The organism is Hymenobacter terricola (assembly GCF_017921975.2).
Taxonomy (GTDB): domain Bacteria; phylum Bacteroidota; class Bacteroidia; order Cytophagales; family Hymenobacteraceae; genus Hymenobacter; species Hymenobacter terricola.
Window position 1 is genome coordinate 51379 of the sequence record NZ_JAGEMO020000042.1, and the last position, 19693, is coordinate 71071.

Genomic DNA, 19693 nt, shown 5'->3' on the forward strand with positions numbered 1-19693 from the left:
AGCACCGTCGAGCATCAGGTTCACCCGATAGTGCCTTCTTAACAACCAAATAATCTATTTATTGTAGCTGTTGCAACGAATCTATTACCGGGCCGCCGTCTTTGGCACCGACAGCAGTACGTAGAGCAGCACCACGAGCGGCACCGCAGTGGCTCGCAGCGCTAGCAATAATCCTGCCGCCAGCAACAAAAACAGGAAGCGCCGCCGATTATCCGCCCAGCGCAAGGTCTTAAATTTCAAGGCAAACAACGGTAATTCGGCCACCAGCAGTCCTGACAACAGCGCCGTGAGGGCCACTAAAAACCAGGGATTTAGAATAACATCCTTCAGCCCAAACTGGTCGTGCGCCAGAATGAGCGGCAGCGAGGCTACCACCAGCGTGCAGGCCGGGGTGGGCAGACCGATAAAGGAAGTCGTCTGCCGGGTATCGTTGTTAAACTTGGCCAGCCGCAGGGCCGAGAAAATGGTAACTAGGAAGGCCAGGAACGGTGCATAATGCGCCACGGCCGGCCACTCCATACTGATAGATGGCGGCCAACTGCTGCCCGCCCCGAGCAATCCCACTTGCAGTAGCTTGAACAGGATGGCTCCCGGCACCACGCCAAACGAAACCATGTCGGCCAGCGAGTCCAGGTCTTTGCCAATGGCCGATGATACGCGCAGCGCCCGCGCCAACAGGCCGTCGAAAAAATCAGCTACGGCCGCAGCACCGACGAAATAGGCCCCCATCGTAAGGTCGCCGTTGAAAATGGCCGTCAGTGCGAAGCAACCAAATAATAGGTTGAGGCAGGTAACGGCGTTAGGCAGGTGTCGTTTCAAATGGGAAAGAGGAATGAGGAATGAGGAATGAGGAATATTTTCAATGAACAGCGAGGCATTGAGAACGGGATACCACCCAATTCTTCATTCCTCATTCTTCATTCTTAATTCAAAAACGGGTTGCCGCGCCGCTCCTCCCCTATCGTGGTGGCGGGGCCGTGGCCGGGGTACACCACCGTGGCGTCGGGCAGGTTCAGCAGCTCGGTTTCGATGCTGTGCAAGAGCTCGGCATGGTTGCCGCCCGGCAAATCCGTCCGGCCGATGCTGCGCTGAAACAGCACGTCGCCCCCGATAACGGTGGCCGTGGGCGCGTGGTAAAACACGACGTGGCCCGGCGCGTGGCCCGGCGTGAAGCGCACTTCCAGCCCGGTTTCGCCAAAAATCACGGGCTGGCCGGCCACCAGCTCGCCGGTGGGCTCGGCCGGCTGGTACTCCGGAAAGCCGTAGTTGGCCGCGTAGGTGGGCACGGCGCGCAGGGTGGGCAAGTCCAGCCGGTGCAGCAGAAACGGGGTGCCGGGCCAGGTGGTGAGCACAAACTGGTTGCCGAGAACGTGGTCGATGTGCGCGTGGGTATTGAGCAGCAGCGCTACGTGCAGGTCATTGGCAGTGATGTACTCCCGCAGCGCCTGCTGCTCGGCCGGCGCGTAGCAGCCGGGGTCCACGATGGCGCACTGCCGGGTGGCCTCGTCAATCAGCAGGTAGGTATTTTCAGAAAAAGCATTGAACGTGAAACCGGCGACCGTCATACAAAACAGGGTATCTGATGCAATGCGGAAAGGTACGACGCGGTGGGTAATGAGGAATTGAGAACAAAAACCAAGCTTCTGCCAACTTCGGATATTTATAAATAATATTTATTCATTATTAACCCTTAAATTCCTTAGCAAGCGCGGCGATATTCCTTACCTTGCCGGCCATGACGGACTGTGATTTTCTGGTGGTGGGCCACGGCATTGCGGGCGCTACCCTGGCTTATGTATTGCGCCAGCGGGGGCACCAGGTAATGGTGTACGACCCCGGCCAGGAGAACTCGGCCTCGAATGTAGCCGCCGGCCTCATGAATCCGGTGGCCGGCAAGCGCTTCGCCCTCACCTGGCGCGCGGCCGACCTGCTGCCGTTCGCTGCCACGTTTTATCGGGAGCTGGAGCAGCGCTTCGGCCAGCCGTTTTTTACCGAAACGCCCATTCTGAAATTATTTGGCTCGCTTGAAGAGCAGAATGCCGTGCTGACCCGCAGCGCCGACCAGCCCTGGGGCGATTTTGTGGCCGGCCTCGTGACCAGCGACCCCGGCCTGCCGGGCGTGAACGGGCCGTTTGGGGGCGCGTGGCTACGGCACGGCGGGCACCTGGCCGTGCGCACGCTGCTGGCCGCCCTGGCCGCCGAAGGCACCCGCGACGGCTGGCTGCGGCGCGAAACTTTTGACTGGACCCGCCTGGCTACCAGCGCAGCGGGCGCGACTTACGCGGGGCGGGTGCGAGCGCGCCACGTCATCTGCTGCGAAGGTGCGGCGGCCGTGCGCAACCCATACTTCGGCTGGCTGCCCCTCACCCCCAACCAAGGCGAGGTGCTGGACGTGGATTGTGCCGATTTGAGCACGGCGCAGGTCCTCAATCGGGGCGCCTACGTGGTGCCGGTGGGGCCGGGCAAATTTCGGGTGGGGGCAACGTACCGGTGGCCGCCTTTTTCGGAGGTGCCCACGGCGGTGGGGCGCGAAGAGCTGGCGGCCCGCCTCACCATTATTACCGACCTGCCGTTTACTGTGACGGGGCAGCGGGCGGGCGTGCGGCCCGCCGTGCGCGACCGCCGGCCGCTGCTGGGCCCGCACCCCACCGTGCCTTCGTTAAGCTTTTGCGGCGGCTACGGCTCCAAGGGCGTGATGCTGGCCCCGCGCCTGGCCACGCTGCTGGCCGACTGGCTGGACGGGCACGGCGAAATATGGCCGGATGTGAGCCTGCAGCGCTACAACACCTTGCGCCCGGCCAGCGTAATTTGAGTACTATTAAAACCGGGGCCGTCGTTACCGTTGTTTCGTTTACCTGATTTGTTAAGCGCGGCACTGCAACAATTTCGCATTAACCACCTTTACCTTGACACGCACCGGCGGCCGAAAAGCCCTTGGTGAGTCCCCACAAATTTTTTAGCGCTTCGGCGGATTTATTTTCGCATTTGCTCGTTGCTCCTCCTATGACCATTCCACTATCCGCGAAGCGCACGCTGGGAGCCCTGGCGCTGCTGTTACCCTTGCTTGGCACGCCCACGGCCCGGGCCCAGACGGCGCAGGAGCCGTTTGGGCGGGTTCGCATTCAGTACAAGCCGTTTCACTGGCAGCAGCTCAGCACCCAGAATTTCAACGTGATGTACTACGACGGCGGCGAGGCCAGCGCCCGTCGCGCGGTGGAGTACGCGGAGAAGGAGTTGCAGCGCATCACGGCGCTCATCGGCTACTACCCCTATTCCAAAACCACGCTGCTGTTCTATAACTCGGTGGGCGACCTGCGGCAGAGCAACATCGGCCTTACGGCCACCCAGCAGCAGATAAACGGCGGTGAAACCCCGCTGGCCCGCATGAGCAAGGTGCAGATTGCCTTCAGCGGCCAGGAAACGGAATTTAAGCGCGAGTTGAGTACCCAGATTACGGAGGTGCTGCTGAACGACATGATGTACGGCGGCTCGCTGAAGGAAGTGCTGCAAAGCAGCTACCTGCTGCAGTTGCCCGACTGGTTTATCGGGGGGGCCTCGGCCTACGCCGCCGAGGGCTGGAGCGTGGACATGGACGGCTATATGCGCGACATGACCAAGCAATACCCCACCGGCAACCGCACGGCCCCGTTTTTCCTGCGCAACTCGACCCTGGCCGGCCAAAGCATGTGGAACTACGTGGCCGAGCGCTACGGCTACACCACCATCCAGAACATCCTGAACCTGACGCGCATTACCCGCGACGTGGAGGTGGGCATCAGTTCCTCGCTGAACGTGCCGTTTAAGGTCTTTTTGAAAGACTGGCTGACGTACTACCGCGAGCTGAACGGCCAACCCACTGCCACGCTGGTGGAGCCGGACAAAAAATTCCGCCAGGGCGGCCGCAACCGCCACGCCGACGTCTTCTCGCAGCCCGTCATCAGCCCCAACGGCCAACTGGTGGCCTACGCCCGCAACGAGCAGGGCCGCTACCACGTGATAGTGGCCAACCGCGACGGCTCGCACCGCCACAGCCTGAGCAATGGCGGCTACAAAACGCCCGACCAGACGGTAGAAACCCGCCTGCCGATACTAGCCTGGCGCGGCAACTCCCAGGTGGCGGTGGCCGAAATGAGCCGCGGCGAGATGGCCCTGCACCTGCGCGACGCCACCGGCAACGGCCTTCTGAACCGAGTGCGCGAGGCCATTAAGTTTTCGCGGCCCGCATCGCTGTTTGCAGCCTACGACCAGATACTGAGCATGAGCTACTCGCCCGATGGCAAGGCCCTGGTGTTTAGCGCCGTGCGCAATGGCCAGAACGATATCTACCTGCTGCGTGCGGGCAGCCGCAAAACCGAGCAGCTCACCAACGACCTGTTTGATGACGTGCAGCCGGTGTTTTTGCCCAATGGGCAGGGCATCGTATTCAGTTCCAACCGCTACCTCGACTCGCTGGGCCAGGCCCGGCCCGCCACCTTCCAGAACGTGGTCAATAACTACGACTTGTTCGTGTACCACCTGGACGGGCGGCCTACCCCGGTGGAAACGCTGGTGAGCACCATTTCGAACGAAACCCGGCCCCGGGCTATTTCCGACGATGAAATCCTGTACCTCGGCGAAGAAAGCGGCGTGCGGGCCCTGTACCGCTACTCGCTGAAAACCAAGCAGCGCACGCCCCTCACCAGCTGGCTGCCCAACACCCAGGACTTTGACTACAGCCCGGTGACTTCGGCGCTGGTATTTGTGGCGCCGGCACAATCGCGCGACATTCTCTACCTCTACCCCGAATACCCGCTGCCCGCCACGCTGCCCCTCACCAAAACCGCCCGCCAGCAAACGCTGGAGGACCGCTCGGCCGCGCCCCGCGCCGCCGCGCCGCCCAAGCCCGCCGCTGCCCCCGTTTCGACGGCGGCTCCGGCCGACTCGACGACGGCGCCCGCCCCTGCCGCTACCCGCCGCGAGCGCCGTAAAGCCAGCGAAACCGTGAATACCAGCGACTACCAGTTTGAGGAAGATGAACCGGTGCAAGCCTCCGCCCCAAAACGGCGGCGCCTTACGCCCACGGCGGCCTCGACGGCTGCGGCCGCAGCTTCACAGGCCCAGGCCACCACGCCCCTCACCGGCCCCTTCCGCTACGACACCCGCTTCATGGCCGACAATGTTTCGACGGCCCTCTACATGGACCCGCTGCTGGGCGTCGGCCTGCAATTCAAAGCCGCGCTGACCGATGTGCTGGAAAACCAGCGCATTGACGCCAGCTTGTTTGGCTTGTTCGATTTGCGCACCAGCAACATTCGCGCCTCCTACACCAACCTCACCAAGCGCTACGACTGGGGCATTGCCTACCAAAAACAGGCGTACTTCTTCGACCTCAACAACGGCAGCTACCGCTACGGCCGCCACGAGGTAGCGCCCAACATCGCGTACCCGCTTACCCACAACCTGAGCGTGCGCGGCGGCCCCCGGTTTGTGAACATTTCCAGCACCCGCCTGGGCGACGTGTCCACCGTCGACGACCAAAGCACCAACTACCTGGGCTACAACGGCGAACTGGTATTTGACAACAGCATCACCACCGGCGTCAACATGGTTTCGGGTACCCGCCTGAAAGCCAGCGTGCTGAACCTGACCAATGTGAACGACAAAGGCTTGAGCTTTGGCAAGTTTGTCATTGACTTGCGCCACTACCAGAAAATCAGCCGTTCCATCGTGTGGGCCAACCGGGCCAGCTACGGGCAGTTCTTCGGCAACCGGCCGCAGCTGTTCCGCCTGGGCGGCATGGACGACTGGATTATCAACGCCAACTACGCCGGCAACCGCTTCATCACCGGCTACACCGCCGCCGACCAGGTACTGAATCAGGAGTTCGTTACCAACCTGCGGGGCTTCGACTACAGCGCCCGCACCGGCCCGCGCTATGTCCTGTTCAACAGCGAGCTGCGGGTTCCTATTGTGCAGTATTTTGCCCACCGGCCCATCTATTCGGGGTTCTTCCGCAACCTGCAGCTTACCGGCTTTGTCGATGCCGGCACCGCTTATTCAGGCACCAACCCCTTCGGCACCGACAACTCATCGAACACCGTGCTCACGGGTGGTAACGGCAATTTCTTCTCCGCCACCGTCGTCAATTTCCGCAACCCCTTCCTGGTGGGCTACGGGGTGGGTGCCCGCACCACCCTGCTGGGTTTCTACGGCAAAGTTGACATGGCCTGGGGCCAGGAAGATTACGTGACTCACGGCCCGAAATTCTATTTCACCCTGGGCTACGACTTCTAATTGCGGATTCAGCCGGTTTTTTTGGATTTCGCGGATTAGTGGTCGCGCCACCGGGGTTTCTCCGGTGGCGTTTCTTTTTTGGGGCTTTTAGGCAAGAAGAACGTCATGCTGAGCGCAGCCGAAGCATCTCTACCGCAATACTAAATCAGATTAGCTGCGCAGTAGAGATGCTTCGGCTTCGCTCAGCATGACGTTCTTTTTTATACACCGCGCGCCGGTCCGGGCGTATCTTTGCGGCCCGAAACCAAACTCCTGCCGTGCCCCTGCTCCGCGAAATTTCCACCTTGCTGGCCAAAGACTTCCGCCTCGAATGGCGGCAGCGCGCGGCTTTGGGTGGGCTGCTGCTGTACGTGGGCAGCACGGTGTTCGTGTGCTTTCTGAGCTTCAGCCTGCGTGGCGGCACGCCCCCACCACCGGCCTGGAACGCGCTGCTGTGGGTTATCCTGCTGTTCGCCGCAATCAATGCCGTGGCGAAAGGTTTTATGCAGGAAAGCCCCGGCCAGCGCCTCTACTACTATACGCTGGTACGGCCCCAGGCCATTATTCTGGCCAAAATGCTCTACAATGCGCTGCTCCTGGTAGCAGTGGGGCTGCTGGGCCTGTTCCTCTACACGGTGTTTCTCGGCAATCCCATTCAGGATGCACCGCTGTTTGTGGGTAACCTGCTGCTGGGTTCCGTGGGCTTTGCCACCACGCTCACGCTGGTATCGGGCATCGCCGCCAAAGCCGGCGGCAACGGCGCCACCCTAATGGCCGTGCTCGGCTTCCCGCTGATGGTGCCCATGCTGCTGCTGCTCATCAAGGTGAGCAAGAATGCCTTGGATGGACTGGACCGTAGCGTGAGCCAGCAGTCCTTGCTGACGCTGCTGGCCCTAAACATGTTGGTCGGAGCGGTGTCTTATCTGTTGTTTCCCTTTTTGTGGCGGGGCTAGAAGCCGTGCTACTTGATTAGCGATGAATAAAACTGTTTTAGGTATTGCCATTTCCATTATCAGCCTGCTGGTGACCCTCGCGGCCGTAGCGGGTGGGCAAGCGCTGATTGAGCAGCGCATTGGCGGCCGCGGCTGGAAGGTGTTGACGGTGGTGCTGCTGTTGGGTGCTTCGGCGGCGGGCATTCTGATTGACGTGCCGCGCCTGCCGATTGTGAATGAAAGCATCCGCAACCTGTTCTTTCACGTGCCCATGTGGTTTGCCATGATTATGGTGCTGCTGGTTTCGGTCTGGTACTCCATTCTTTACCTGCGCAATCCGTCGGCCCAGCTCGATATTCTCAGCCATGAGGCGGCCAAATCGGGTATCGTGCTGGGCCTGCTGGGCCTGGCTACCGGCAGCCTGTGGGCCAAGTACACCTGGGGTGCCTGGTGGACGCCCGACCCGCGCCTGAACGCCGCCGCCGTGGCCATGCTCATCTACGGGGCTTACCTGGTGCTGCGCGGCTCATTACGCGACGAGCAGCAGCGGGCCCGCGTGTCGGCCATCTACAATATTTTCGCGTTTGCGGCGGCCATTCCGCTGCTCTTTATCCTGCCCCGCATTTCGGGCAATAGCCTGCATCCCGGCCAGACCGGCAACCCCGGCTTCAACAAGTACGACCTCGACAGCACCATGCGGATGGTGTTTTACCCCGCCGTCATCGGCTGGATTCTTTTCGCCTTCTGGATGACCCAAGTGAGCAGCCGGCTGGCCTTTTTGCAATTGAAACTCGATGAAAAATAACCTCCTGGCCCGCCTCGTCGGCGCGCTGTGCCTGCTGCAACTCCTGCTTTTCACCGCCACCAATGCCCTGGCCCAAACGCCCGGTACCGACGCCCCCGAAATGGCGGATGCCCTGCGCCAAAGCGGCAAAATCTACGTGGTGGTTGCCGCCGTCGTCATCATCGTCGCCGGCCTGCTGTTCTACCTCATATCGCTCGACCGCAAGGTGAGCAAGCTGGAGCAGGAAATAAAGAAGTAGCCGGGCACCCAACCACGCCGCCAGCTGTTGTCATAGCCACCACCAGCGCAATCCGTGAAATCCAAAAAAACCGACTAAATCCGAGATATGAAGAAGTCGCACCTTTTCGTTCTGGCCATCATCGCGGTGGCCGCCGCCATCATCCTCAGCACCACGGCCGATGCCAGCGTGTACGTCGGTTTCGGCGAGGCCCGGCAGCGCGCCGCCGAGGGCAACACCACCAAAGTGCACGTGGTGGGCAAGCTCCCCCGCGACTCTCAGAAGCACCCCGTGGGCCTCGAATACGACCCCATGACGGACCCCAACTACTTCGCCTTCACCCTGGTGGACACCAATCGGGTGGCCCAGCGCGTGATTTATAATAACCCCAAGCCCCAGGATTTCGACGCTTCCGAGCAAGTCGTTATCACCGGGTGCATGAAGGGCCAGGTGTTCATGGCCGATAACATTCTGCTGAAGTGCCCCAGCAAATACGTGAAGAAGGACTTGAAAGGAGCCACGGCTTCGACCAATTAAGCATTGCTTTGCAGCACCCCGAAACCGCGCCCGGCTTCCGAAACGATTATTCGCTTCTGGAGCCGGGCGCGGTTGCTTTTGTTGCTCCTGGCGGCCTTGGTTTCCAAATCGGCGGCGCAGGTACTTAACGACAACATCGAGGACCGCCGGGTATTGCACTTGGAAGAAATTGTTAGTTCCAACACCACCGGCTGCACCGTGCAGCGCGCTTGCGTGGATGAGCGCCTGACCGGCAAGTGCATTGAATACCACAACGACCAATGGTTTGAGTTTACCCCGAAGGTTTCGGGTCGCTATTTCATCAACATCGGGGGCCAGAGGTGCCGCGATGTGCGCGGCGTGCAGTTAGTCGTACTCACCGGGCAGCCGTGCCAGCCGGCTACGTATCGGGTGCTGAGCTGCACCTCGCTCGGCACGCAGGACGACGTATTTGTGACCCTGGATTCGTTGCGGGCCGGCCAGCCTTATTTACTGGACGTGGACGGCTATTTGAAAGATTTTTGCCAATTCTCGCTGCAGGTTAGCCGCCAGGCGACGGGCCTGCCAGTCGCGCCGCCGCTGCCGTCGCTGGCCGGCGCCCTGCCGGGCACCAACCGGGTAATTCACCTGGAATGGGCCGTGCCTGACTCCCTGGCCGCTACGCCGCGTTGCCGGGTGCTGCGCCGCGAGCTGCGGGAATTTCGCAGCACCGAGCAGGCTCGGGTGCCGGTTGCGCGCAACACCTACGGCGGCGCACCCGCCACCTATGCTGTGGCCGATACCCTGCCCCGCCCTGGCTACTACCTCTACCAAATAGTGGCCGATACCGGCCCCGACGGCCAGCCGCCCGTGTTGCTACGGCAGCAGTGGGTGTCATTCAGCCAGTTGAATCCGCTGCTGAATTTGCCGCCGCAAGTGCCTCACCTTGTGCTGCCGCTGAGCAAATATCCGCGCAACTCCAAGCTGTCGGTGGTAGTTTCTAACCCCGCCAGCGGCCGCGTGTTATTAGCCCAGCAGTTCACCTACCAGCCCGGTGAGGCCCACCAGGGCTGGCTGCCTACCAGCAAGTGGCAGGACGCGGGCATTGAAAAAATTGCCGTCGAAATCACCTGTCATCCACCGCGTGGCGACTTTTTCACCGACCAATTGTTATTAAGCCTCCCGGCTCCGGCGGCGCGGCCGTAAATTTGTCTTTTTATGACGACACTCAACACTTCGCTGCCTATCCGCTGCACCCTGGCGCTTGACCGCGCCCTGGTGTTGTTACGGCAGAGTCAGCCCGATTCGGTGGACTACGAGTTGTACCGCCCGGCCTGCGTGAAGGAGTTTGAAATCATTATCGAACAAGCCGGCAAGCTGTTGAAAAAGGCGCTACGGCCCTGCTATGCTTCGCCTCGCCAAGCTGATGCCTTGGTTTATAAGGATATTTTTCGGGCCGCGACGCAGCACGGCTTGCTTTCGCCCGACGAAGTGGAACGCTGGCTTAGCTACCGCGACAACCGCAACACGACCGCCCATGACTATGGCGTGGGCTTCGCCGAAGCAACCGTGAAGCTGCTGCCGCAATTCGTGACCGATGCCACGGCCCTTGCGCACTTGCTTCAGGGTAAACCCCTCGTCTGACCCATGCTCGACCTTCGCCCCAAAGACCTGACGTTGCTGCACGAGCTGATTGCCCGGCACTTGCCCACGACCGTGACCGTGTGGGCTTACGGCAACCGCGTGAATGGCAACAACCACGCGGGCAGCGACCTCGACCTGGTGCTGCGCTCGCCCGACCTGACGGAGCGGCCGACCAATGTAGCCGCCCGCTTCCGCGAGGCGCTCACGGAAAGCAACCTGCCCATCTTCGTTGATGTTCACGACTGGGCGCTGTTGCCAACCAGCTTTCACCCCCGCATTTTATCCCGCTACGAAGCGTTAACCCAATGAGGAATGAGGAATGAGGAATGAGGAATTGCTTAGCGGTTTCTTCCAGCTCCTCATTCCTCATTCTTCATTCTTCATTAAATCAGAATGAACTTATTGATTGGACAAATCGGCCACCTGAGCATCATCCTAGCCTTTGCGGCGGCGCTGGTGGCGGCATATAGCTACTTCCAGGCCACACGGGGCCGGGCGCTCGGCGCGGAGGACCCCAGCTGGTTGCGCATTGCGCGCGGGGCCTTTTTTGTGCACGGCGCGGCTGTGTTCTCGGTCATCGTGTGCTTGTTCAACATCATTCACGCGCATCGCTACGAGTATTACTACGCCTGGAGCCACAGCTCTAACCACCTGCCGGTGCAGTACATGATTTCCTGTTTCTGGGAGGGCCAGGAGGGCTCGTTCCTGCTCTGGATATTCTGGCAGGTATTACTGGGCTTCTGCATCATGCGCTTCAACCGCAAGTGGGAAGCGCCGGTGATGGCCGTGTTCAGCGGCGTGCAGCTGTTTCTGGTGAGCATGATTTTGGGCGTAGTGCTGGGCGGGGTGAAAATCGGCTCGTCGCCGTTCATCCTGCTGCGCGAGTTCCTCACCGACCTGCCGGTGTTCAAGATGAACCCGAATTTTGTACCCAAGGACGGCACCGGCCTGAATGCCCTGCTCCAGAACTACTGGATGGTGATTCACCCGCCCACGCTGTTCCTGGGCTTTGCGCTCACGCTGGTGCCGTTTGCCTTCGCCATTGCCGGCCTCTGGAAACGCGAGCTGACCGCCTGGGTGAAACCGGCCTTGCCCTGGACCCTGGTGGGCGGCGGCGTGCTGGGCGTGGGCGTGGTGATGGGCGCCTACTGGGCCTACGAAACGCTGAACTTCGGCGGCTACTGGAACTGGGACCCGGTCGAAAACGCCGTGTACATCCCGTGGCTGGTGCTGGTGGCCTCGCTGCACGGCATGGTGCTCTGGCAGAAGCGCCGCGTGGGCCTGCGCACCGCGTTTGCGCTGGTGGTGGCCACGTTCGTGCTCATTCTGTACGCGACTTTCCTCACCCGCAGCGGCGTGCTGGGCAATGCCTCGGTGCACTCGTTCACGGATTTGGGCCTGTCGGGCCAGTTGTTTATCTACATGGCTTTCTTCACCGTGCTGTCCGTGGCCCTGCTGGCCTGGCGCTGGAAGGAAATTCCGATTTCACCCAAAGAGCTGAACGCCTACAACCCCGAGCTGTGGGTTTTCGTGGGCGCGACGGTGCTGTGCCTGGGCGCGTTCCAGGTGCTGTTCACGACCAGCATTCCGGTCTATAATTCCTTCATGGGCCTGATTGGCATCAAAACCAACGTGGCTCTGCCTGCCGACCAGATTGCCCACTACTCAAAAGCGCAGCTGTGGATGGGCGTATTCGTGGCCCTGCTCTCGGGCATCGCCCAGGTTATGTGGTGGCAGCGCAACGACAAGAATACCGTCGTCAACTCCCTGACGGCACCCACGCTGCTGGCCCTGCTGGGCACGGCGCTGGTGGTGCTGCTGGTGCGCTACAATGGCCTCACCATTTCGCCGGCCTACGTGGTGCTGGCGCTGGCGGGCCTGTTTGGGGTGCTGGCCAATTTCGGCACCATCTTCACCCTGCTGCGCCGGGGCGTGCGGCTCTCGGGTGGCGCGGTGGCCCACCTGGGCATCGCGCTGATGCTGCTGGGCATTCTGGCATCGTCAGGCTACTCCTCCATCATTTCGCGCAACGTGTCGGGCCTGCTGTATTCGCGGGATTTTGACGAGTCCCTGAACCGCGACAACGTGCTGCTGTGGCGCAACGAAACCACGCCCATGCACGGCTACGAGCTGACTTACACCGGCCAGTATTTCGACGTGCCCGGCGTGCCCGGCTACGTGGATAAGCAGTACCTTTTCCGCACCGACGACGAGTACAAGGCCCTGGCCCGCGCCCCCATCATCAGCGAGGGCAAGACCTATTATAAGACCGGCGACACGGTCAACATCCTGCCCGAAAACACCTACTACCGCATCGCCTACAAGGACCAGAAATCGGGCGAGCAGTTCACCCTCTACCCCCGCGCCCAGATAAACGACGAGATGGGGGGCGGCGGCCTGCTGGCGTCGCCGGCCATCCAGAAATTCTGGGGCCACGACATCTACACGCACATCAGCTCCGTGCTCGACCCGCGCAAGGACAAGCCGTGGAGCGAGGTGAAGGAACATGTGCTGAGCGTGGGCGACACCATTTTCCTGAACGATTATTTCGCCGTGTTCCGGGCCATTGAGCCCGCCCACGAAACTGCGGGCCTCAACCTCAAGAAAGGCGACCTCGCCCTGCAAGCCGACATGATAGTATCGGGCGAGAAGCGCCAGTACCACTGCCACCCCGTGTTCGTGGTGCGCAACCGCATGATTGGCCGCGTGCCCGACGAAGTGGAAGACCTCGGCGTGCGCCTCAGCCTGAATGCCGTGGACCCGGTGAAAGGCAAGTTCACCTTCGGCGTGAGCACTACCCAGAAGGATTACGTCATTCTCAAGGCCATGGAAAAGCCTTTCATCAACCTGCTTTGGAGCGGCACCCTGCTCATGGCCATCGGCTTCGGCCTGAGCGTGCGCCAGCGCGGCGGTCGGGGCGCCCTAGCCGAACCCACTCCCGAAACCGAAGCCTTGGCTGAGCCCAGCAGCCGGGCCGCCCGGCCCCAGCCCGTGGGCTAAAGAGGCCGGGGCCCCGATGCCGAAGCCATGCAAAAGGCCGCTCCGTCCCGTGAGCGGCCTTTTGCATGTTTTGCAGTCCCGCGCAAACACTTCGTTCGCTCAGCCCGCCAGTTGCCAGGCATTCCCGCCCCCTTGCCAACGCCTCCCGGGCACTTGCCGGGGCTTCCCGACGACTTGTTGCCAGCCGCTGACCACAAAAAAGGGCCGCCCAACCGGGCGGCCCTTTTGCCGTTGTTGAGAAACAAGCCGGAGCTTACTTCACAATCGCAATCTGCTGCTGGGTGTACTCCTGGCCGTTGCGCACTTTCAGGTTGTAGATGCCGGGGGCGAGCGACGACAAATCCAGGTCGGTGCGGAGGTTGTCCTTCGCCGTGCCGGTGTACACGCGCTGGCCGAGCATATTGGTCACTTCCACGCCCAGCGCCTGCTTGGCGTTGGCCCCGTGGATTTCCAGGTTGAACACACCCGAAGTCGAAGGGTTCGGGAACACGCTCACGGCGCGCATCAGCGCTTCGGAGGTGGCCAGCGGGCCGGCCGAAATCGAGAGGTCGTCCACAGCCAGGAAGCCCTGGTTGCCGAGGCTGAAGGCGTGGAAGCCCACGTAGTAGGTGCCGGTGGTGGGCGTGATGTCGAGCACGGCCGGCGTGCTCACGTTGTTGGCCAGGCTGTAGGTGGTGTTGGTAACGGCGCTGTTGGTGAACAGCGTGGTGGTCTGGCCGGCCGGGGTGGCGGCGGTGCCGTATTTCACTTCCAGTTTCTCGGGGAAGCCGGAGGCAACACGATAGTAGAACGACACGCGGTAGCGCTGGGTGCTGCTCAGGGCCAGGGCCGGGGTATAGAACCAGTCGTTGGCACCCACCGAAGCATCGTTGGTGTTGTAGACGTACACCATGGCATTGGGGGCCGAGCGCGACACGTTGGTGGTGCTCAGGCTGGGGTCCACGGTGCCACGGGGCTGCCAGGTGAAGCCGTCGGTGTTACTGTCCGTGACGGTGATGCCGCAGGGCAGCGTCTGGCCCGTGGCCACCACGTCGAAGTTCTGCGTGTAGGGGAACGTGCTGATGGTGGGCGGCGCGCAGGCGGTCGAAGCCGTGATGGGGCCGGTCAGGCCGCTTTGGTCAGTGGCGCTGCAAATGCTACGCACATAGAAATCATACGTAGTACCGGCCGTCAGGCCGGGCAGCGTATAGGTCGTGCCCGTGAACGTGGCCGACGTGAGGCTGCTGGCCGAAGGCGTGAAGCCCTGCGGGCCGTACACAATCTGATACCCCGTAGAACCGGTAGAAGCCGTGAACGAGAACGATACCGAAGTCGACGTATTACCTGTTCTCACGAAGGCAGTGGGCTGCGGGCAAGTGGCCAGGGGCGCGGTCACGGCTTCGAAAGGAAACTTAAACAGGGACGTGGTGGCCGTATTTAAAAAAGCAGTTGGTGCAGCGGGTGTTGCTATAGAGCCCGTGAAGAACGTGTTTGGGCGAGTCGGCACTTCATTTTGAACACCGTAAGGATAGAAGTTTGCGGTAGTACTAGCAGTTGGCACTTGAGCCATCCCAATAAGTACATCGCCTGCCGGCACCGTCACAGGAGCAGATAGTGTGAAGGTGTGCTGCGCGTTGATGTCGGCAGCCGTGATGACGTAGTCGGCCGAGCGGCCCAGGATGGCACCCGTCGTCGCATTCACGACCACGCCGTACACGCTTTCGCCCACTGACGTTTTCGACGTAGCGCTGGTGCCGGCTTCGCTGATGAGGCCAGTTACGGCTGTAATATTGCGAGAAGCATTCAACGTGATTTTGGCCGCATAGTAGTTATTTGGTGTTATGGCGCTGAACACGCTGTTGCCGCTGCCAGCGCTGGCCGTGCGGTAGGAGAACGTGGTGGCGCTGGTTTCCAGCAGCACCGCCAGGTTATTGTTGGTGTTGTTGTCGTCGTTCGGCACCGATACCGTCACCGTGTTGTTGCCGATGTTCGGCACCGTCACGTTCGGAAACGTAACGAGGGCCGTTGCACCCACTGCCAGGGAGGCCACCGTCTGGGGAGCGGCGGTAAAGGTGTTAGCCCCGGTCACGTTCAGCGAAGCAACCACGTTGCTGAGGGCCGCCGTGCCCGCGTTGCGGATAATTGCCTGGATGGTGAAGGGCTGGCCCACGGGCACGGCCACTTTATCGTAGCTGTAGATAATCTGCACGGCTGCGTCGTTGGGCGTGGGCAGAACGAAGCTGTAGGTGCGGCCCGGGTCGGGCAGCGGGGTGCTGCCCGCCACCGTCGCTACCGCGCGGATGTTGTGGGCATTGGTGGCGGAAGTATAAACGCCTTGCTGAAAAACAGTGCCGCTCCAGGACGTGTTCGAAGCCTTCACGGCCGTAACCACCTGCGCCAAACCGGTGCCGGCACCCTTCACGCCTACCACAATAAAGTTGGCATTGGTGGGGTTGGTCGAGGGCGTGGCCGTGCCGTACACGAAGTCCGTCCGGTTGCTGGTTTCATACAGCTTCACCTGGAAGCTGAAATTAGAAAACTGCTTGTCGATGTTGCCTGCCGCCGCCGAGCTGGCCGCGCGGGTTTTGTCGCTCACGTTTTTCCACTGAATGGTGCACACCCGGTTGGGGGCCGTGCCGGTGGTAGCCACCCGGTACTCGGGGGTGCCGGTGCCGGCTTCCAGGTCGGTGTTGAAGGGCAGTATCAGGTTGTTGTCCGTGGTCGAATTCAGCGGGCCACTGGTATAAGCCTCCTGCGCGTACGTGGAGAAAAAAGGCGCCACCGGGGCTGCGGTGCCCAGTTTCAGGTAGCCGTTGGTGTTCAGCACGAAGTCGGTGAAAGCCGTGCCGCCGTACGTAAACGTGAAGCCAATGGGAGCCGAGGCCGCGTTGGCATCATCGAAATTGGCCGTGGTGAGGGCCGTGCCCGTGGTGCCGAGGTCGGTGTAGGTACCGGCCAGGTTTGCCACGTTACTGGCGACGTAGAACTGCGCCTTGGCGGTGGTGGCCCCGCAGGCCAGCAACGCCGCCATCGCCAGATACCGCAAGCGTGGGAACCTTCCCAGGCGGTTGTATTGGTGGTTCATAAAAAAAGAGTAAAGTGGGTGTATACGAAAAAGAAAAGGTTGGAAAACAGGAAGAATTACTGGGCGGCACACGCACCTCAACGGCAAACCAGTGGACCGCAAAGTAGTTTTGAGGGTACAAGTTGCTAAACTTTTGGCACAAATCGGCAGCCTGAGTTATCTGACGGCTACCGCTACCATAGCTCGTCGTGGCACATTGAACTTGAAGAGTTACGCCCTCCCGCATCATCCCAATTATATCTACTCGTAATCCTATTAGGTTTCCCTCTCATGCCCTCCCATTCTATTGACTCCCTCCGCATTGGCTTGTTTGGGACCGGCCGGGTAGCCAGTCAGCTGGGGCCGGCGCTGGCAGCGGCCGGCCACCGCGTCATATTTGTGTGGAATCGCACCCTGCCCGCCGCGGTGGCCCTGGCCGCCCGGCTGCCCGGCGCGCAGGCCCTCATCAGCCTCACCCCGCCCCTGCCCCCGGCCGATGTGTACCTGCTGGCCGTGCCCGATGCCGCCGTGGCCCCGCTGCTGGCCGGTATTACCTGGCCCGCCGGGGCACTGGTAGCTCACCTGGCCGGCGCCCTGCCGCTCAGCCTTTTCGCGGCCCAGCCAGGCGTGCGGGGTGGCGTGTTCTATCCGCTGCAAACCTTTAGCCCCGGCCGGGCCATCGAGTGGGCTGCCGTGCCGCTGTGCATCGAAGCCACCGACCCGGCCGCCGAGGCCATCTTGCTGCGCCTGGCCGGTAGCCTCAGCCAGCACGTGCGCCGGCTCGACTCGGCCCAGCGGCTCAAGCTGCACGTAGCGGCCGTGTTTGCCAACAATTTCACCAACCACCTGTTGGGCATTGCCGACGCCCTGCTGGCCGAAGCTGCCTTGCCGCCGGAATTGCTGGCCCCGCTGGTGCGCGAAACCGTGGACAAGGCCCTGGCCAACCCACCCTTTGCGGTGCAGACCGGGCCGGCCGCGCGCCGCGATGTGGCCACCCTGGCCGCCCACCAAGCGGCGCTGGCGGCGCATCCGGCGTGGCGGGCCCTCTACGACCAGCTCACGGCCAGCATCCAGCGCCAGCTTTGATGCCGGGGCCGGGGAGAGTACCTTTGCGGCTTCAAACACCGTGTTTTTTCGCCTTTATTGCTTCTCGTTTTGTCTGTCCCTGCCACCACTATCACCTTCCAGCTCAGCGACGGCCAGCCGGCCCAAACCCACGTGGCGGCCCCCGGCGAGTCGGTGCTCGACGTGGCGCTTAACAACGGCATCCAGCTGCAGCATAACTGTGGCGGGGTGTGCGGCTGCAGTACCTGCCACATCTACATCAACTCGGGCGGCGATGACCTGCCCGAAATCAGCGACAAGGAAGAAGACTTCATCGACCGCGCCGAAAACCCGCGCATCAACTCCCGCCTGGCCTGCCAGTGCGTGGTGGAAGCCAACATGCAGCTTGTGGTCACCGTGCCGCCCCAGCATTTCCTGGGCCACTGATTGTTGAGTTATGAGTCAAAAGTAATGAGTTATGAGTTGCGCAGGCAGCTCGTTCCTACAATTCATTTTCAACTCATAACTCATACACTTTTAATTCATAATTCAATAAAATGCCCCATTTCGAGCCGCCCATGCACTGGGCCGACCACGAGGACGTTGCCATGGCTCTCTACGAGAAATTTGGCAACGACTTTACCGAAGCCAAAATCTACCGCATCCGGTTCACCGACCTTATTGACTGGGTACTGAGCCTGAACAACTTCAACGGCACCCGCGAGCAGGCCACCGAAGGCCACCTGGAGCAAATTCAGGCTAAGTGGGTGTACGAGTGGCGCGATAACCAATAACGGCCGAGGCTGGGGCGTGGGCACAGCCAACCCCACGCCGGCTTCCCGCGTAAGCTGCCCTGAAGTGGATGTGCAAATGCCATTTCAGGCCCTCCCGCAGCCTTTACCCGGGCAGTTATCCACCTTTCCAATTTAGTTTTTTTGCATGAAAACCGGCATCATTAAATTTTTCAACGAAGCCAAGGGCTATGGCTTCGTGACCGACGACCAAACGAAAGAAGACTTTTTCGTACACGTAACCGGCCTGAACGGGACCACAGTGCAGCAAAACGACCGGGTGGAATTCGAAACCCAGGAAGGCCGCAAGGGCATCAACGCCGTGAACGTGCGCAAAATCTGAGCTGCCTCTGCCAGTTTTTGCTTACGGGGCAACCCGCCAAGAGCTTCTCCCGCAACGGAGGAGCTTTTTTGTTGCCCGTCCCGGCCCGCGGCGCACTCCCAGCTCGCCACTTTCGCCGACCTTTGCACCATATCCGCGCCGCCGATGAACCAGCCCCCGCCCAAGCTGCCCCCTGCTGCCCCGCCCCCACTGCCCGTGGAGCGGCTGCGCACGGCCCTGCCCACGCTGGTGCGCTGGCCCAACCTCGTGATTATGCTGCTGTGCCTGGCGCTGGTGCGGGCCGGCCTGCTGCTGCCCGAGCTGCCGCTCCGGCAGTCGCTGCTGGCCCCGCGCTTCGGGCTGCTGGTGCTGGCCGCGCTGCTGGTAGCTGCCGCCGGCTACATCATCAACGACTACTACGACGTGAAGATTGACGCCATCAACCGGCCCGACCGGCTGGTAATTGGCCGCGTGGTGAACCGGCGCAAAGCCATGCTGGCCCACATGGTATTGAGCGGTGTGGGCGTGGTGCTGGCGGGGGCCCTGCACCCGGTGCTGGGCGTGGTCACGCTGGGCACGGCCTTGCTGCTGTGGGGCTACTCGGCGCGCTTCAAGCGCGTGGCGCTGGTGGGCAACCTCAGCATTGCCACCCTCACGGCCGCGCTGGTGCTGCTGCCCGAGCTGCAGCTGCAGCTGGAGCGCCACGACGGCCACAGCGTGGTGTGGCCCTATGCGCTGGCGGCCTTTCTGCTCACGGTGGTGCGCGAGATTGTGAAAGATGTAGAAGACATGCGCGGCGATGCCCAGCACGGCTGCCACACCCTGCCGCTGGTGTGGGGCGTGGCGCGCACCAAATGGGTGGCCGGGGTTTTTCTGGCGTGTCTGGCACTACTTACGCTCGCGGCCACGGGCCGGCTATTTATGAGCGGGCACTGGCCGCTGGGCACCTGGCTGCTGCTGCTGGTGTTGGTACCAATGGCCCAATTGGCCCGCCTGCTCATCCGGGCCGACCGGCGGCGGCACTTCCGGCACCTCAGCTCGTGGTGCAAAGGCATCATGCTGGCGGGCGTGCTGAGCATGGCGCTGGCCGGGACATTGGGGTAGAATTTAGTTGTTAGTTGTCAGGATTAACAGCACCGTGTCTTCCC

Annotated in this window: 18 protein-coding genes; 15 read left to right on the forward strand and 3 right to left on the reverse strand. The window is 61.5% G+C overall.

Going from position 1 to position 19693, the window contains the following annotated elements; genetic code table 11:
• Positions 1-84 precede the first annotated feature (84 nt).
• Together J4G38_RS20155 and J4G38_RS20160 are read right to left on the reverse strand one after the other, a co-directional pair.
• Positions 85-819, reverse strand: a complete 735-nt coding sequence (locus J4G38_RS20155) for a CDP-alcohol phosphatidyltransferase family protein (protein WP_210520696.1) — start codon at positions 817-819, stop codon at positions 85-87.
• A 104-nt stretch (positions 820-923) separates the two neighbouring features.
• Positions 924-1565 carry an MBL fold metallo-hydrolase gene (locus J4G38_RS20160; protein ID WP_210520695.1) on the reverse strand — a complete coding sequence of 214 codons (642 nt, stop codon included), beginning with the start codon at positions 1563-1565 and terminating at the stop codon, positions 924-926.
• Positions 1566-1735: 170 nt separating this feature from the next.
• Between J4G38_RS20160 and J4G38_RS20165 the strand changes: the two genes are divergently transcribed.
• The 10 genes from J4G38_RS20165 (at position 1736) to ccsA (J4G38_RS20210) (ending at position 13345) form a co-directional block, all read left to right on the forward strand.
• The gene (locus J4G38_RS20165; RefSeq protein WP_210520693.1) at positions 1736-2812 is read left to right on the forward strand and encodes an NAD(P)/FAD-dependent oxidoreductase; all 1077 of its coding nucleotides are present in this window, start codon (positions 1736-1738) and stop codon (positions 2810-2812) included.
• Between the two features lie 191 nt (positions 2813-3003).
• The gene (locus tag J4G38_RS20170; RefSeq protein WP_210520691.1) at positions 3004-6273 is read left to right on the forward strand and encodes a PD40 domain-containing protein; all 3270 of its coding nucleotides are present in this window, start codon (positions 3004-3006) and stop codon (positions 6271-6273) included.
• A gap of 263 nt (positions 6274-6536) precedes the next feature.
• A complete protein-coding gene (locus J4G38_RS20175) occupies positions 6537-7205 on the forward strand; it encodes a heme exporter protein CcmB (RefSeq protein WP_226163599.1) in 669 nt (222 codons plus the stop codon).
• Between the two features lie 22 nt (positions 7206-7227).
• Positions 7228-7989 carry a cytochrome c biogenesis protein CcsA gene (gene ccsA / locus J4G38_RS20180; RefSeq protein ID WP_210520689.1) on the forward strand — a complete coding sequence of 254 codons (762 nt, stop codon included), beginning with the start codon at positions 7228-7230 and terminating at the stop codon, positions 7987-7989.
• Complete coding sequence (locus J4G38_RS20185; RefSeq protein ID WP_210520688.1) at positions 7979-8227, forward strand: CcmD family protein; 249 nt, start codon at positions 7979-7981, stop codon at positions 8225-8227. The genes ccsA (J4G38_RS20180) and J4G38_RS20185 overlap by 11 nt, the downstream gene beginning before the upstream one ends.
• Positions 8228-8314: 87 nt before the next feature.
• Positions 8315-8743 carry a cytochrome c maturation protein CcmE domain-containing protein gene (locus J4G38_RS20190; protein WP_210520686.1) on the forward strand — a complete coding sequence of 143 codons (429 nt, stop codon included), beginning with the start codon at positions 8315-8317 and terminating at the stop codon, positions 8741-8743.
• Positions 8744-8815: 72 nt separating this feature from the next.
• Positions 8816-9907, forward strand: coding sequence for a hypothetical protein (locus tag J4G38_RS20195; RefSeq protein ID WP_210520684.1), 1092 nt, complete (start codon positions 8816-8818; stop codon positions 9905-9907).
• A gap of 12 nt (positions 9908-9919) precedes the next feature.
• Positions 9920-10345, forward strand: a complete 426-nt coding sequence (locus J4G38_RS20200; protein ID WP_210520683.1) for a nucleotidyltransferase substrate binding protein — start codon at positions 9920-9922, stop codon at positions 10343-10345.
• Positions 10346-10348: 3 nt separating this feature from the next.
• The gene (locus J4G38_RS20205) at positions 10349-10654 is read left to right on the forward strand and encodes a nucleotidyltransferase domain-containing protein (protein WP_210520681.1); all 306 of its coding nucleotides are present in this window, start codon (positions 10349-10351) and stop codon (positions 10652-10654) included.
• A gap of 84 nt (positions 10655-10738) precedes the next feature.
• Complete coding sequence (ccsA, locus tag J4G38_RS20210) at positions 10739-13345, forward strand: cytochrome c biogenesis protein CcsA (RefSeq protein WP_210520679.1); 2607 nt, start codon at positions 10739-10741, stop codon at positions 13343-13345.
• Between the two features lie 253 nt (positions 13346-13598).
• On the opposite strand, the gene J4G38_RS20215 is transcribed toward ccsA (J4G38_RS20210), so the two are convergent.
• Positions 13599-16409, reverse strand: coding sequence for a T9SS-dependent choice-of-anchor J family protein (locus tag J4G38_RS20215; protein ID WP_210520677.1), 2811 nt, complete (start codon positions 16407-16409; stop codon positions 13599-13601).
• A 270-nt stretch (positions 16410-16679) separates the two neighbouring features.
• On the opposite strand from J4G38_RS20215, the gene J4G38_RS20220 reads away from it, so the two are divergent.
• The 5 genes from J4G38_RS20220 to J4G38_RS20240 all read left to right on the forward strand — a co-directional run bounded on the left by J4G38_RS20220 (position 16680) and on the right by J4G38_RS20240 (position 19649).
• Complete coding sequence (locus J4G38_RS20220; protein ID WP_210520675.1) at positions 16680-17474, forward strand: Rossmann-like and DUF2520 domain-containing protein; 795 nt, start codon at positions 16680-16682, stop codon at positions 17472-17474.
• 69 nt (positions 17475-17543) lie between these two features.
• Complete coding sequence (locus J4G38_RS20225) at positions 17544-17879, forward strand: 2Fe-2S iron-sulfur cluster-binding protein (RefSeq protein ID WP_210520673.1); 336 nt, start codon at positions 17544-17546, stop codon at positions 17877-17879.
• Positions 17880-17989: 110 nt separating this feature from the next.
• Positions 17990-18226 (forward strand): Fe-S cluster assembly protein IscX, encoded by a 237-nt coding sequence (gene iscX, locus J4G38_RS20230; protein ID WP_210520670.1) that lies wholly within the window; start codon positions 17990-17992, stop codon positions 18224-18226.
• A gap of 145 nt (positions 18227-18371) precedes the next feature.
• Positions 18372-18566 (forward strand): cold-shock protein, encoded by a 195-nt coding sequence (locus J4G38_RS20235; RefSeq protein WP_168673555.1) that lies wholly within the window; start codon positions 18372-18374, stop codon positions 18564-18566.
• A gap of 144 nt (positions 18567-18710) precedes the next feature.
• Positions 18711-19649, forward strand: a complete 939-nt coding sequence (locus J4G38_RS20240) for a geranylgeranylglycerol-phosphate geranylgeranyltransferase (protein ID WP_210520668.1) — start codon at positions 18711-18713, stop codon at positions 19647-19649.
• Positions 19650-19693: the final 44 nt, after the last annotated feature.

What these genes read in the sequence shown, in the direction of transcription:
- J4G38_RS20170 (WP_210520691.1), top strand. Translation starts at nt 3,004, where the DNA reads ATGACCATTCCACTATCCGCGAAGCGCACGCTGGGAGCCCTGGCGCTG.
- J4G38_RS20200 (WP_210520683.1), top strand. Translation starts at nt 9,920, where the DNA reads ATGACGACACTCAACACTTCGCTGCCTATCCGCTGCACCCTGGCGCTT.
- J4G38_RS20240 (WP_210520668.1), top strand. Translation starts at nt 18,711, where the DNA reads ATGAACCAGCCCCCGCCCAAGCTGCCCCCTGCTGCCCCGCCCCCACTG.
- J4G38_RS20165 (WP_210520693.1), top strand. Translation starts at nt 1,736, where the DNA reads ATGACGGACTGTGATTTTCTGGTGGTGGGCCACGGCATTGCGGGCGCT.
- J4G38_RS20190 (WP_210520686.1), top strand. Translation starts at nt 8,315, where the DNA reads ATGAAGAAGTCGCACCTTTTCGTTCTGGCCATCATCGCGGTGGCCGCC.
- J4G38_RS20215 (WP_210520677.1), bottom strand. Translation starts at nt 16,409, where the DNA reads ATGAACCACCAATACAACCGCCTGGGAAGGTTCCCACGCTTGCGGTAT.
- iscX (WP_210520670.1), top strand. Translation starts at nt 17,990, where the DNA reads ATGCCCCATTTCGAGCCGCCCATGCACTGGGCCGACCACGAGGACGTT.
- J4G38_RS20160 (WP_210520695.1), bottom strand. Translation starts at nt 1,565, where the DNA reads ATGACGGTCGCCGGTTTCACGTTCAATGCTTTTTCTGAAAATACCTAC.
- J4G38_RS20235 (WP_168673555.1), top strand. Translation starts at nt 18,372, where the DNA reads ATGAAAACCGGCATCATTAAATTTTTCAACGAAGCCAAGGGCTATGGC.
- ccsA (WP_210520679.1), top strand. Translation starts at nt 10,739, where the DNA reads ATGAACTTATTGATTGGACAAATCGGCCACCTGAGCATCATCCTAGCC.
- J4G38_RS20220 (WP_210520675.1), top strand. Translation starts at nt 16,680, where the DNA reads ATGCCCTCCCATTCTATTGACTCCCTCCGCATTGGCTTGTTTGGGACC.
- J4G38_RS20185 (WP_210520688.1), top strand. Translation starts at nt 7,979, where the DNA reads ATGAAAAATAACCTCCTGGCCCGCCTCGTCGGCGCGCTGTGCCTGCTG.
- J4G38_RS20205 (WP_210520681.1), top strand. Translation starts at nt 10,349, where the DNA reads ATGCTCGACCTTCGCCCCAAAGACCTGACGTTGCTGCACGAGCTGATT.
- ccsA (WP_210520689.1), top strand. Translation starts at nt 7,228, where the DNA reads ATGAATAAAACTGTTTTAGGTATTGCCATTTCCATTATCAGCCTGCTG.